This is a genomic window from Priestia sp. VA7 (genome assembly GCF_055710015.1).
Genome location: NZ_JBVQPN010000001.1, coordinates 80202 through 93751, shown reverse-complemented (window position 1 = coordinate 93751; position 13550 = coordinate 80202). Strand labels below are relative to the sequence as shown.

13 protein-coding genes and 1 other annotated feature are annotated in these 13550 nt (G+C 38.6%); of the genes, 4 read left to right on the top strand and 9 right to left on the bottom strand.

Going from position 1 to position 13550, the window contains the following annotated elements; genetic code table 11:
• Complete coding sequence (gene tyrS / locus AC0C45_RS00555) at positions 1 to 1260, bottom strand: tyrosine--tRNA ligase (protein WP_013085222.1); 1260 nt, start codon at positions 1258 to 1260, stop codon at positions 1 to 3.
• 75 nt (positions 1261 to 1335) lie between these two features.
• Positions 1336 to 1546, bottom strand: a binding site (T-box leader).
• Between the two features lie 139 nt (positions 1547 to 1685).
• On the bottom strand, positions 1686 to 3401 hold the full coding sequence (acsA, locus tag AC0C45_RS00550; RefSeq protein WP_047931062.1) for an acetate--CoA ligase: 1716 nt from the start codon (positions 3399 to 3401) through the stop codon (positions 1686 to 1688).
• A gap of 283 nt (positions 3402 to 3684) precedes the next feature.
• Between acsA and AC0C45_RS00545 the strand changes: the two genes are divergently transcribed.
• From AC0C45_RS00545 to AC0C45_RS00535, 3 genes are read left to right on the top strand one after another with little or no spacing between them, the layout of a single operon-like run.
• Positions 3685 to 4317 carry a hypothetical protein gene (locus tag AC0C45_RS00545; protein ID WP_016765738.1) on the top strand — a complete coding sequence of 211 codons (633 nt, stop codon included), beginning with the start codon at positions 3685 to 3687 and terminating at the stop codon, positions 4315 to 4317.
• Positions 4318 to 4347: 30 nt separating this feature from the next.
• On the top strand, positions 4348 to 4989 hold the full coding sequence (locus tag AC0C45_RS00540; RefSeq protein WP_016765739.1) for an acetoin utilization AcuB family protein: 642 nt from the start codon (positions 4348 to 4350) through the stop codon (positions 4987 to 4989).
• Positions 4989 to 6152 carry an acetoin utilization protein AcuC gene (locus AC0C45_RS00535; RefSeq protein WP_016765740.1) on the top strand — a complete coding sequence of 388 codons (1164 nt, stop codon included), beginning with the start codon at positions 4989 to 4991 and terminating at the stop codon, positions 6150 to 6152. Before AC0C45_RS00540 ends, AC0C45_RS00535 begins: the two co-directional genes overlap by 1 nt.
• Before the next feature lie 29 nt (positions 6153 to 6181).
• Here the strand turns inward: AC0C45_RS00535 and motS are convergent, their stop codons facing one another.
• The 7 genes from motS to AC0C45_RS00500 form a co-directional block, all read right to left on the bottom strand.
• Positions 6182 to 6838 carry a flagellar motor protein MotS gene (gene motS, locus AC0C45_RS00530; protein WP_016765741.1) on the bottom strand — a complete coding sequence of 219 codons (657 nt, stop codon included), beginning with the start codon at positions 6836 to 6838 and terminating at the stop codon, positions 6182 to 6184.
• Positions 6828 to 7631 (bottom strand): flagellar motor protein MotP, encoded by an 804-nt coding sequence (motP, locus tag AC0C45_RS00525; protein ID WP_171776567.1) that lies wholly within the window; start codon positions 7629 to 7631, stop codon positions 6828 to 6830. The genes motS and motP overlap by 11 nt, the downstream gene beginning before the upstream one ends.
• A 53-nt stretch (positions 7632 to 7684) precedes the next feature.
• Positions 7685 to 8683, bottom strand: a complete 999-nt coding sequence (gene ccpA, locus AC0C45_RS00520) for a catabolite control protein A (RefSeq protein WP_013059493.1) — start codon at positions 8681 to 8683, stop codon at positions 7685 to 7687.
• Positions 8684 to 9241: 558 nt separating this feature from the next.
• Positions 9242 to 10318, bottom strand: coding sequence for a bifunctional 3-deoxy-7-phosphoheptulonate synthase/chorismate mutase (locus AC0C45_RS00515; RefSeq protein WP_016765743.1), 1077 nt, complete (start codon positions 10316 to 10318; stop codon positions 9242 to 9244).
• A gap of 328 nt (positions 10319 to 10646) precedes the next feature.
• A complete protein-coding gene (gene ytxJ, locus AC0C45_RS00510) occupies positions 10647 to 10970 on the bottom strand; it encodes a bacillithiol system redox-active protein YtxJ (RefSeq protein WP_013059495.1) in 324 nt (107 codons plus the stop codon).
• A 213-nt stretch (positions 10971 to 11183) separates the two neighbouring features.
• Complete coding sequence (locus AC0C45_RS00505) at positions 11184 to 11639, bottom strand: YtxH domain-containing protein (RefSeq protein WP_013059496.1); 456 nt, start codon at positions 11637 to 11639, stop codon at positions 11184 to 11186.
• 27 nt (positions 11640 to 11666) lie between these two features.
• A complete protein-coding gene (locus AC0C45_RS00500; protein WP_013085231.1) occupies positions 11667 to 12152 on the bottom strand; it encodes a DUF948 domain-containing protein in 486 nt (161 codons plus the stop codon).
• A 281-nt stretch (positions 12153 to 12433) separates the two neighbouring features.
• Between AC0C45_RS00500 and AC0C45_RS00495 the strand changes: the two genes are divergently transcribed.
• Entirely contained in the window at positions 12434 to 13549 is a 1116-nt protein-coding gene (locus tag AC0C45_RS00495) for an aminopeptidase (protein WP_013085232.1), read from the top strand.
• Position 13550 lies beyond the last annotated feature (1 nt).

Genomic DNA, 13550 nt, shown 5'->3' with positions numbered 1-13550 from the left:
TTATGCGTATTGAATAAGCGTATATTTTTTCTTACCTCGACGAATCACTGTGAATTGACCTTCAATACGGTCTTCTGCACCTACTGTTTTTTGTAAATCTTGTTCACGTTCACCATTTAAGTAAATCGCACCGTTTGAAATATCTTCACGTGCTTGACGTTTAGAAGGAGAAATTTTACTTTCTACAAGTAAATCAATTAAACCAATATCTTCACCTGTATGCGTGTAAGAAGGAACATCCTTGAATCCTTGCTTAATTTCTTCTGCTGTTAACTCTGAAATACTTCCGCTAAATAAAGCTTGCGAAATACGAATTGCTTGCTCAAGAGCTTCTTCACCGTGTACAAGCGTAGTCATCGCTGCCGCTAGTGCTTTTTGTGCTTCGCGTTTTTCAGGAGCTTCTTTTGCAGAAGCTGCTAATTCATTAATTTCCTCGTGTGATAAGAATGTAAAGTATTTTAAATATTTTATAACATCACGATCATCTGTATTAATCCAGAATTGATAGAATTCATACGGACTTGTTTTTTCAGGGTCTAACCAAATTGCTCCGCCTTCTGTTTTACCGAACTTCGTCCCGTCCGCTTTTGTTACAAGCGGAACTGTTAATCCAAATGCTTTTGCATCTTCTTCTGATTTACGAATTAATTCTAAGCCAGCTGTAATATTTCCCCATTGGTCGCTGCCGCCAATTTGAAGCTTACAGTTATATGTTTGGTATAAATTCAAGAAATCGTATGATTGTAAAATCATGTAGCTAAATTCCGTAAATGAAATGCCTGATTCGATACGAGATTGAACAGAATCCTTTGCCATCATATAGTTAATACCAAAGTTTTTACCGATATCTCGTAGGAATGTAATAACATCTAATGAGCCAATCCAGTCATAGTTATTTGCAATAACTGCTGCATTTTCACCTTCTTCGAAATCTAAGAAGCGTGAAAGCTGACCTTTAATACGCTCACTAAACATGGCAACCGTTTCTTTTTCATTTAATGTACGCTCTGCTTTTTTACCGCTTGGATCTCCAATAAGACCTGTACCTCCACCAACTAATGCAATTGGTTGGTGTCCAGCTTGTTGAAAGCGACGTAAAATTAAAACAGGAAGCATGTGGCCGATGTGAAGGCTGTCGGCTGTCGGATCGAATCCACAGTACAAACGAACAGACTCTTTACTCAAAAGTTCACTTAAACCTTTTTCATCCGTTTGTTGGTTAATGAGCCCTCGAAACTCAAGATCTTGTAAAATATCCATGTTATATATTCTCTCCTTTATCTAATTGCTCGTTACAATTTGTTGAACAACATAAAAAACGCCCCTTCTTAAAAAAGAAGGGACGAAAATATCGCGGTACCACCCTATTTGGAAATAAATTATTTCCCACTTAAATGATGTAACGGTCTACCCGTCTTTTGCTACTGTAAGTTCACAAAAGATGCTCAAGGACGTATTTCATATTTGTCTATGTACTGATTTTCAGCAACCATCAGCTCTCTTAAACAGGGAGACAAGTATTACTTCTTCCTATCACTGCAGTTTATTTTATTTAAAAGTTTACACCCCACAATTATGAATGATTTTATTTTAAAATTCAAGTCCAAAAAAAAGTTCAAACAGCTGGCTGTTTGAACTTTATAAAAATCACTTATTTTCCCTACAAAGATTGAAACATTTACTCCTTAGTCTTCCATCGTTGACAAATCGCCCGTTGGCAAATCTAATTCCCACGCTTTTAAAACGCGACGCATAATTTTACCACTTCGTGTTTTAGGTAGCTTATCTTTAAACTCGATTTCACGCGGGGCTGCATGAGCAGCTAACCCTTTTTTCACAAATTGACGAATATCTTCAATCAGTTCATCTGAAGATTCATACCCATCTCTAAGTGCGATAAATGCTTTAATAATTTCCCCGCGCACAGGGTCAGGCTTACCAATAACACCCGCTTCTGCTACAGCAGGATGTTCAACAAGCTTACTTTCTACTTCAAATGGACCCACGCGTTCTCCTGCCGTCATAATAACATCATCGATTCGGCCTTGGAACCAAAAATAACCTTCTTCATCCATATACGCCGAATCACCTGATACGTACCAATCACCTGGCATAAAATATGACTCATACTTTTCTTTGTTGTTCCAAATCGTATGCATCATAGATGGCCAGCCTTTTTTAATTGCTAAGTTCCCCATTCGATAAGGTGGAAGCTCTTGCCCTTGATCGTCAACGATTGCTGCTTGTACGCCTGGAATTGGTTTCCCCATAGATCCTGGCTTAATTTTCATAGACGGATAATTACAAATCGTCTGACCGCCAGTTTCAGTCATCCACCACGTATCATGAATACGTTTTTGGAACACCTTCATTCCCCAGCGTACCACTTCAGGATTTAACGGTTCTCCCACACTTAATACATGTCTGAGATTGCTTAAATCATAGCGTTTAACTAAGTCATCACCAGCACCCATTAGCATACGAAAAGCTGTAGGTGCACTGTACCAAACCGTTACGCCAAAATCTTCAAGTGCTTGATACCATGCATCTGGACTAAAACGTCCTCCTACAATCACATTGGTTGCTCCAGCAAGCCAAGGACCAAAAATTCCATAGGAAGTCCCCGTTACCCAACCGGGATCTGCTGTACACCAATACACATCGTCATCTTTTAAGTCGAGTACCCACTTTGCAGTTTGATAGTGCTGAAGCATTGCGTTGTGAACATGAAGTACGCCTTTTGGTTTGCCAGTTGAACCTGATGTATAATGAAGCAGCATACCATCTGTTCTATCTACCCACTCAATTTCCACCTCTTTATTCGCCGCTTCTAATCGCTTTAGAAAATCTAGTTGAATGCCTTCTTCTTCTACATTTTCCCCTACAAGGAGAATGTGTTTTAAAGCTGGCAAATCTTTCACCGGAACGCGGCTCAGCAGTTCAGGCGTTGTAATTAACACTTTTGCATCACTATCTTGCAAACGATCTTTTACTGCACCTTCCATGAACGCTTCAAATAAAGGCCCAACAATAGCGCCAAGCTTCACCGCTCCTAACAATGCAAAATAAAGTTCCGGAGAGCGAGGCATAAAAATAAACACGCGATCTCCCTTCTCTACGTCTGCTTGTTTTAGCACGTTTGCGGCTTTGTTTGACCATTCTTTCATTTCTTTGAATGTGTATTTTTCATTGCGCTGCGCATCTCGATAATAAAGCGCAACTTTATTTTTACGCGTAGAGTTTGCGTGCTTATCAATTGCTTCATAAGCTGCATTTAATTTACCTGTTTCATGCCATGAAAATTCCTTCTCCACTTGTGACCAGTCAAAGGTTTGATACGTTTTATCGTAGTCCTGTAAGTTGTATACCCCTTCAATTACAGGAAGCGCTTCCACCTTCATCACAAACTCCCCCTTATGTATAAAATTTACAAACCTATTATATAACAAAAATAGACTTTTCACAATTTTATAAAAATATTTGTCGGAATTGGGATAATAGTCTCCCTTGTTATATGACAATCTTGTTTATATAAGTGTCGAATTAACAAGAATCTCTTTTAATTTTCTATTCTATGTTTTTAAAAAAACTCCTTTTCTTTTATTTAATTTTTTGAAAACGCTTTAATACAGAGTTTTTTTTATATTATAATACAGATAAGACTGCTTGAAGGTGGTGATTCATGTGAAACATTCCCAAACATACAATATGAAAGAACTAAAAACAGCTGTTGGAGCAATTGTTATTGAAGGGCCTGTCTCCTCACAGACCTTGCAACAACTTGATTTTCATGAGCAACTAACGGCCTTTCGTCCACCTGAACAGCAAAAAGAAGCATTGATCGAGATTGCCAACTTGCCTGAAGGTAGAATCATTATTGCTCGCCATCATCATACAATCATTGGTTACGTAACCTTTTTATATCCCGATCCTCTAGAACGATGGTCGGAAGGAAATATGGAGAATTTAATCGAATTAGGAGCTATAGAGGTAGCTGCTCCATTTCGCAGCTACGCTGTTGGTAAAAACTTGCTTATCGTATCTATGATGGATGATGCAATGGAAGATTATATTGTCATTACGACAGAATATTACTGGCATTGGGATTTAAAAGGAACAGGGCTAAATGTGTGGGATTACCGCAAAATTATGGAGAAAATGATGAATAAAGGCGGACTTACGTGGTTTGCCACAGATGATCCGGAAATTAGCTCCCACCCTGCTAATTGTTTGATGGTAAGAATTGGGAGAAGAGTACCTCAAGAAAGCATGCAAGAATTTGATAGCCTGCGCTTTCGAAATCGCTTTATGTATTAAGCTGACCTTTAAGAAAAGGAGCCGTGTCTGATGATTGTTGAAGAAATGATGAAAACCGATCTCGTTACCTTAACCCCCGACCATACGATTGCTGAAGCTATGAAACTTTTAGATACACATAAGATTAGACATATTCCTATCGTTAATGACCTTCATCACGTAGTTGGCATCATTTCTGATCGAGACGTAAGAGATGCAAGTCCATCTATTTTAGATAATACTTACACGTCTGCTCTTCTATCCGAGCCCGTGCGGATGATTATGCAAACAGAAGTCATTACAGCTCACCCTCTTGATTTTGTTGAAGAAATTGCAAGTATTTTTTATGAACATCAAATCGGTTGTATTCCCGTTACAAAAAACAAGCGGTTAGTAGGAGTTGTTACCGAAAGAGATCTATTACATACGTTTATTCAGCTTACCGGTACCAATAAACCAGGTTCACAAATTGAAATAAAAGTAGAAAACAAGGCTGGCGTACTCGCTGAAGTTACATCCCTTTTTGGTTCAACGAGAACAAACATCTTAAGCGTACTTGTCTACCCAGATGTAGATGAACGATATAAAATCCTTGTGCTTCGCATTCAAGCTATTAATCCATTAATTAGTATAAATACATTAAAAGAAAACGGCTATGAGGTGTTGTGGCCTAAATTACCGGAGATGACGTAATGACTAGTAATGCTGTATTTATTTATTCAGATGATATTCTTTCGTACAAATTCAGCAATAATCATCCGTTTAACCAGCTTCGTGTTCAACTAACATATGAACTGTTACGGGAATTTGGTGCTTTAGGCAATCAAGATATTGTATTACCGCGGATGGCATCTGATGAAGAACTTCAGCTTGTCCATGATACTAGCTATATTCAAGCGGTAAAATTAGCAGGAAGCGGCGAGCTTTCTGTTGAAAAAGCAGCAGATTTTGGTCTTGGAACAGAAGATACACCTATGTTTCCCAACATGCATGAAGCCAGTGCATTTTTAGTTGGAGGTACACTTACTGCTGTAGATTATGTGATGACTGGAAAAGCTAAGCATGCTCTAAATTTAGGAGGAGGATTGCACCACGGCTTTCGAGGAAAAGCTTCCGGCTTCTGTATTTATAACGATAGCGCGGTAGCCATCAAATATATGCAGCAAAAGTACAACGCGCGCGTTCTCTATGTCGATACAGATGCTCACCATGGTGACGGCGTTCAATGGACATTTTATGACGACCCTTCCGTTTGTACTCTTTCCATTCATGAAACGGGACGCTACTTGTTTCCAGGTACGGGAAACGTTAACGAACGCGGGCACAGTGAAGGCTATGGTTATTCATTTAATGTGCCTGTTGATGCTTATACCGAAGATGAGTCTTGGCTCGACGTTTATAAGACCTCTTTAAAAGAAGTAGCTGCTTTTTTTAAACCAGATGTTATCTTGACACAAAATGGAGCCGATTCTCATTATTACGATCCGCTCACTCATTTATGCGGCACCACGAAAATATACCGTGAGATTCCTAAAATTGCTCATGAAATTGCCCATGAATACTGTCAGGGAAGATGGATTGCGGTTGGCGGAGGAGGTTATGATATTTGGCGGGTTGTTCCTCGGGCTTGGTCATTCATTTGGCTTGAAATGATTGAACGAAAGGCAGAAGGCATGCTTCCTCTGTCATGGCTTGAAAAATGGACAAAAGTATCGCCCCACCCCGTTTGCACGCAGTGGGATGATGAACCTAATATCTATCAGCCAATTCCAAGAAAACCAGAAATAACAGAAAAAAACGCTCAAACTCTTGAGCGCGCTCTTTATCCTATTCGTTCTCATACATCTCATTCTTAAAGAAAGGCTATACAAGCGTATGGCCTTTTTCACTGTGCTTCGGGATCTGAAATAATAATTTCGACGCGTCTATTTTTTTGTAGATTGTCATTAGACGTGTTCGGAACAAGCGGCTTTGTATCTCCATATCCAAGTGCTTCAAAGCGGTTAGCAGAAAGAGAAAAATGGTTCGTTAAATAACGTATGACGCCGCTAGCACGCGCTGCCGATAGTTCCCAATTAGATGGATAACGATAGGTGTGAATGGGTCGATTGTCGGTATGACCTTCTACTTTAATATCATTTGGAATAGTACTGAATAACCTTCCTAATTCATCTAGAAAAGGAGTACCTTTTTTCAAAATGTCCGCTTGTCCTGTTTCAAACAGCACCTGTTCTTGTAAAATAAGCACAACTCCGCGTTTATCTCGCTTAGCAGTAATGACATTCTGAAGCTTATTTTCCTTCAGGTAGCCCTGCACTTTCGCTAAAATGTTATCCAGCTTTTGAGACTGCTGGCTCTTTTCTACAGAAGCTAATGAGCCACCGCTTGTAAGCGAATTGACAACGGTCTGAAACTTTTGATTATCAACGCTAGACATTGAAAATAGTAAAATAAAAAAAACTAATATTAACGTCACCAAATCAGCAAATGTTACCATCCATTTTGGCGACTGTGCCGAATACCTTTTTCTTCTACGCTTCACGAACGTGTTCTCTCTTTTCTTCCAGCTTTCGTTTTTCAACAGGGGCAAATACTTTTAGCTTTGCTTGCACAAAGCGAGAATTTTGACCCGCCAGCAAGCCGATGACACCTTCAATAATCACTTCTTTAACAAAAAGCTCATGCTCCGTTTTACCAGCTAATTTAGCTGCGATTGGCTGAAAAAACAAGTTTGAAAGCAGCGCCCCGTAGAAAGTCGTTAAAAGAGCAATTGCCATGTTAGGCCCAAGCGACGAAGGAGTATTAAGGCTTTTAAGCATTAGCACTAGCCCAACGAGCGTCCCAATCATTCCCCAAGCGGGGGCATAATCGCCTGCTTTTTCAAACATACTTCGACCTCTCACATGTCTTTCTTCCACTGCAGCTATTTCAGCTTCAAGCAGCTCTCGAATCATTTCTGGTTCTACTCCATCAATGGCTAGCAAAATACCTTTTTTCACAAATGAATCATCGATTTGTTCAAGCTCTGCTTCTAACGATAGAAGTCCTTCTCGACGCGCTTTCTCCGATAAATGTACAAATGTTCCTACAATTTCTTCTACGTTTATTTCTTTCGATTGAAACGCTTGTTTCCCTACTCTTCCCATATTTTTTAATTGTTTTAAAGGAAAGCTCACGCACAGCGTACCAAAAACGCCTCCCAGTACAATTAAAATCGATGGTACATCAATAAAAGCTAAAAAACCGCTCATTCCCCCACTTGAAATAACCCCAAACACAACCATAGAGATACCAATTAGTATCCCTATAGGTGTGAGCATATCAATTTTTTTCATATTCTATCTCCCCGTGTCTGAACTTTGGATTCGTTCTTATTCATTCACAGGTATTATTTTGTTGATTGTCTGAACTCGATGCGGTGAGGAAGCTGTACAATGCTGCTGTCTACCGTTTCTTTGTTCATGTATTTTGTTAAGAGACGCATCGCTACTGCACCAATATCATACATTGGCTGTACAACAGATGTTAACTGAGGACGAACCATTGTTGAAAGTCTTGTGTTATCAAAACCGATAACTTCTAGATCGTTTGGTACATTCAACCCGCGGTCTTGTGCCCCGTGAATAACGCCTAATGCCATTTCATCCGTTCCAACGAAAATAGCAGTTGGTTTTTCATCTTCTTCTAATAGTTTTTCAACCGCTTCAATACCTGAATCGTACGTGTAGTCTCCTTCTACAATATAAGAATCACGTACAGGCAATCCGCTTTCCGTAAGAGCACGCTTGTACCCTTTTACTTTTTTCGCATGATTGATCGGTTCTTCTAACGTACCTGAAACGAATGCAATATTTTTATGACCGCTGTCAATTAGTGATTGCACTGCATCAAAAGCTGCTTGTTCATAATCAATAGTTACAGATGGGATTTGGTTAGTTGATTCGATTGATGCTGCAAGGACAACTGGAACCGGTGATTTTTTTAGCTCTTCTACGTGTTCTTCCGTTACATTCCCACTCATGAAGATGATTCCGTCTACTTGTTTACCAAGCATGTTATTTAAAAGGTGAAGTTCTTTATCTTGATTTTGATCGGAGTTACTTAAGATGATATTATATTTGTACATTGTTGCAATATCTTCGATTCCACGCGCTAACTCTGCATAGAAAATATTTGAAATATCAGGAATGATAACTCCTACTGTCGTTGTTTTTTTACTTGCTAATCCACGCGCTACTGCGTTCGGACGATAGCCTAGTCTTTCAATTGTTTCTAATACTTTTTTTCTAGTTGATGGTTTTACATTTGGATTTCCGTTTACCACACGAGAAACCGTTGCCATCGACACGCTTGCTTCCCTTGCTACATCATAAATTGTTACGTTCACAACAAACACTCCTTATCGAAAAACATTTCGTTTATTTTATCCTTATTTCATTTCTTGTATTTACGTATATAAATCCATCTTCCTTTATAGAATGGCTATTTCTAGCTCCTTCACTCTTACATACAGCTTAGATACCCTGTATGCATCTAAATCATTCCTGTTATGCCCTTATTATTACGTGGCAAAGACAATTTTACCAGTTTATATGTAACAATGTAAAAGACGGTGTATATTAAGTAAATAAAAAAAGTGAATCGCGAATTTATATCATATGCAATCACAGAATGATAGCGAATATCTGTAACTACTATACGATACTATGTGCTTCATCGCAACGTATTTACCGCCTTTTTCCGACAAGTTTCACGAGAATTTCATAAATTCTTGTTTTTTGGATTTGCACTTATTCTTTCCTATTTTGACAAAAGTTATCGACTGTTTTCAAAATACGTAATAATTTCGCTTATCTTTATTATAACGAAAGGCAAACAAGCTTGAAACCATTAAGTGCCTCAAACTTGTCATAAAAGTATACGAATTTTTCATTTTTACGTTTTTTTATAAATTTAAGTTACATATAGGTTTTAGCTGCTTCATAAATTCTGTAAATTGCGGGATATCCATTTGCTGAGCTGAATCAGAAAGTGCTACCGCAGGATCTGGATGAACTTCTGCCATAATTCCATCTGCACCGATGGCAAGAGCTGCTTTAGCCGTTGGAACAAGTAAATCTCGTCTTCCCGTTGAATGGGTGACGTCGACTAAAACAGGTAAATGAGTTTCTTGTTTTAAAATGGGAACAGCTGAAATATCCAGCGTATTTCGCGTTGCTCGCTCATACGTACGAATTCCTCGTTCACACAAAATCAGCTGATCATTTCCTTTTGACACAATGTATTCAGCAGCATTAATAAACTCATCAATCGTAGCGGCTAAGCCTCGCTTTAATAAGACAGGCTTCTTCATCGCACCCGCTTCTTTTAACAGCTCAAAGTTTTGCATATTACGAGCACCAATCTGAATCACATCTACGTATTCTACAGCTGTTTCAATATCAGCGGGGTCGACAATCTCACTAATAACGGCTAAATCGTATTCGTCAGCTACTCTTTTTAAAATTTGCAATCCTTCTAAGCCAAGGCCTTGAAAATCATAAGGAGATGTTCTTGGCTTGTAGGCTCCGCCTCTAAGCATCCGCACACCCTGCTGCTTCACGACTTTTGCTACGGCTGCTACTTGCTCATAGCTTTCAACGGAACAAGGTCCTGCTACAAAACGCTGAAGTCCGTCACCAATTGTTTCTCCTTTTACCGTAACAATTGTATTTTCCGGCTTCTTTTTACGGGATACAAGAAGTGCTTTACGATGATCATCTTCTTGAAGCTCTAAATGAGCTTTGAAAATCTCTTTGAAAATATGTTGAAGCGTAGACGTTTGAAACGGTCCTTCATTCTTGCTTAAAATCGCATCAAGCATTGCTCGTTCACGAACGGGATCAAACCGTTTGGTTGACTGCATGCCTTTTAACTTTCCTATTTCTTGAACAAGCTCGCCTCGCTCATTAATAAGCTTTAACAGTTTCATATTTACTTCGTCAATTTGAGATCGCAAATGCTGAAGATTTGAATTCGTCATGTACGTCCACCCTTTCACTGATTTTAAAAAATCCGTTTAGCAGGGTTACTACATAAGATGATAGATGATGGAGGATATATGTAAGGGGCTTCTCTGCTTTTATGTGCTAAACTACATCTATTGTACGAAAAAGCGGATGAAACCGCAATCAGCTTATAAAAAAAAGAGGTTGAGGCATAGCTAAATCGCTCCAATCTAAAGGCGAAAAAATGGAATAAACAATCTATTATGGATTGCTTGTCATACAGTAAACCTACGTTCACCCTTTCAATGAAAAAATCCGAACGATTAATGTTCGGATTTTTCTTTTACTAAAATACTTTTTCGGTTAGTGAGCTACGTTTTTCGCTAATTCGTCTTCATTAATGTTCCAGTGAGAAGCATGCCACTTCACTTTTCCATCTTCAAACAGAAGCGCTTGAGGTGATTCATGCTTCACTTCATAGGTCTCAGCGATATAGTTAGATACATCACGTGAATCTTGAACATGAAGATAATAAGAAGGAATGTCTTCATGACTAGAAGCAAATGCTGAAAATGCCTCATGACCAGCTGCACTAATTGGACACGTTGTACTGTGTTTTAAAAATAAAAAGCGATTGTTTTCCTTTACAACTTGTTCGAACTCTTCAACTGTTGAAATTTTTTTCATTTTTTTCACCCTTTCTATACTTACTCTTAAGTTTACATGGTTTGAGCGTTTCCATACAAAAAGAGTGCTCAGCTTTATGTATGATGCTCATAAATTCATTTATAAGGTGGGGTTTTTTTCTGCAATGAAACGATTATTTACTTGTTGTTATCCAACCTAAATTACATACAAAAAAAGCGTTCACCCTATACGGTAAACGCTTTTGATTCTTTATTATGGCCGTGGCACTGTGCTTTCCACTTCATCTAGTGCTTTTTGAGCTTCTGTTAGCTTTTGCTGAACGTCTTCGTTGCTTTGAGACTCAACTTCATCAGCAAGCACTTCTAAGCTTGTTGGCGGTAATGCTTCGTGTTCAGGATCTACTTTACGGAAGTTTTTCACCTTGTCCACTACTTGTGAAGATTGCTCAGACAGTGTTTGTGATAAACCAGCTGTTTTTTCTTTAGCCGTTTGAGCAAACCCTTGTCCTTTTTCAACAGCGCTGTTTTTCGCTTGCTCTGTTTTTAAACGAACATAAGCTGCCTGCTCATTTAAATCAGAACGGAACTCTTTACCTGATTTTGGAGCAAGTAGTAATGCCGTTGCAGCTCCTACAACTCCTCCAATCACTGTTCCTACTAAAAAGCCTTTATTTGAAGTGTTGTTTGGTTTATTTGGTTTGTTTGACATATGCGTCTCCTCCTTTAAAGTTCATCCTTATGAAAATGAGCGTGAGCGTTGAACCGCTTTTTCTTTTACTTCAACAGGTACAGGCTCTGCTTCAACTTTTTTCTGTTTTCTTAATTTTATACGTTCCCATACGTCTAATGCAACATTGCTCCATTGAACAACTTGAGCAACAGTTTCTTTATTTTCTTCTACTTTCTCTGAAACGCTTGATGATACGCTTTTAATAGACTTATTTAGGTCTTGGATTGAGTCACCTACGCCTTTAACAGAATCCACCACTGTGTTCAGCGCTTCGGATTTACGCTGAATATCTTCAGCTAACAGATTAGTCTTATGTAAAAGTGCAGTTGTTTCAGCTGTAATTCCTGTCATTTGCTTTTCTACACCGTCTAAAGTACCTGCCACTGAATTTAATGTGTGCTGAACGGATTTCAATGTTTTGGACACGGAAACCACCAGGTAAAAAATCGCAATGGCAACAATAGCAGCGCTTAAATAAAGAATAATAACCATCTGTGCAAGGCACCTCCTATTTTCTTCTCTCTTGTTATAACTACTTTCCCAATTTTATAAACAATTAAACCTTCTATTCCCTATAGACTCTTTAACTTTACCATATTCTCTCTGCTTTTATTCAGAAAAAGGGAAGATTGTACATTATTTCGCGATATATGAGTTATTTCCCTTCCTAAAGAAAAAAAGGATTTTAAAGCATAAAAACAAACAAAATAAGCTCAGTGGGGTACAATAGAAAGTGAATCACCAATCATTGCTATTTTAAGGAGGCACTATTTATGAAAGACCCTAGAATTGCGACATTAGCTAAAAATTTAATTAATTATTCTGTTCGCCTTCAAAAAGGAGAAAAAGTATTAATCGAAAACTTTGGACTTCAGCGCGAACTTGTGACAGCACTTGTAGATGAAGCGTACAAGGCGGGTGGTTATCCATTTGTACTGCTAAAAGATCATTCGGTAGACCGCGCTCTTTTAAACGGTGCACAAGAAGAGCAGTTCAATATGATGGCAGACTTCGAAGCAAATGTGATGAAAGAAATGAATGCTTATATTGGCTTGCGTTCTGGTTCAAACATTTTTGAACAATCAGATGTTCCGGCAGATAAAATGAAAATCCAAGGGAATACGATCGGTAAAAAAGTACATAGAGAAATTCGCGTTCCAAAAACAAAATGGGTTGTTCTTCGCTATCCAAACGATTCAATGGCGCAGCTTGCTAAAATGAGTACAGAAGCATTTGAAGATTTTTATTTTGATGTATGTAACTTAGACTATGGCAAAATGAGCAAAGCGATGGATGCTTTGGTTGAGCTCATGAACCGTACGGACAAAGTGCGTTTAACAGGTGAGAATACAGACTTAACGTTCTCTATTAAAGATATCCCTGCAGTGAAGTGTGCCGGGGAAATGAATATTCCGGACGGTGAAGTATACACGGCTCCTGTACGTGATTCTGTAAACGGAACAATTTCTTACAACACTCCTTCTAACTATCAAGGCTTTACGTTTGAGAATGTATCCTTAACATTTAAAAACGGTAAGATTGTTGAAGCAACCGCTAATGATACAGAACGCATCAACGGCATTTTTGATACGGATGAAGGCGCACGTTTTGTTGGCGAATTTGCGATTGGCGTAAATCCATATATTCAACATCCAATGCAAGACATCTTATTTGATGAAAAAATTGACGGAAGTTTCCACTTCACTCCTGGCGAGTGCTACGAAGATGCGTATAATGGAAACAAGTCAAATATTCACTGGGATATGGTGATGATTCAGCGCCCAGAATACGGCGGCGGTGAGATTTATTTCGATGACGTGTTAATTCGTAAAGACGGGTTATTTGTCATTGAAGAATTAAAAGCGTTAAATCCTGAAAATTTAAAATGAG

Bases quoted from the DNA above. Each gene is read 5' to 3' on its own strand.
- tyrS (WP_013085222.1), bottom strand. From the start codon at position 1,260: ATGGATATTTTACAAGATCTTGAGTTTCGAGGGCTCATTAACCAACAA.
- acsA (WP_047931062.1), bottom strand. From the start codon at position 3,401: ATGAAGGTGGAAGCGCTTCCTGTAATTGAAGGGGTATACAACTTACAG.
- AC0C45_RS00540 (WP_016765739.1), top strand. From the start codon at position 4,348: ATGATTGTTGAAGAAATGATGAAAACCGATCTCGTTACCTTAACCCCC.
- AC0C45_RS00535 (WP_016765740.1), top strand. From the start codon at position 4,989: ATGACTAGTAATGCTGTATTTATTTATTCAGATGATATTCTTTCGTAC.
- motP (WP_171776567.1), bottom strand. From the start codon at position 7,631: ATGAAAAAAATTGATATGCTCACACCTATAGGGATACTAATTGGTATC.
- AC0C45_RS00515 (WP_016765743.1), bottom strand. From the start codon at position 10,318: ATGACGAATTCAAATCTTCAGCATTTGCGATCTCAAATTGACGAAGTA.
- ytxJ (WP_013059495.1), bottom strand. From the start codon at position 10,970: ATGAAAAAAATTTCAACAGTTGAAGAGTTCGAACAAGTTGTAAAGGAA.
- AC0C45_RS00505 (WP_013059496.1), bottom strand. From the start codon at position 11,639: ATGTCAAACAAACCAAATAAACCAAACAACACTTCAAATAAAGGCTTT.
- AC0C45_RS00500 (WP_013085231.1), bottom strand. From the start codon at position 12,152: ATGGTTATTATTCTTTATTTAAGCGCTGCTATTGTTGCCATTGCGATT.
- AC0C45_RS00495 (WP_013085232.1), top strand. From the start codon at position 12,434: ATGAAAGACCCTAGAATTGCGACATTAGCTAAAAATTTAATTAATTAT.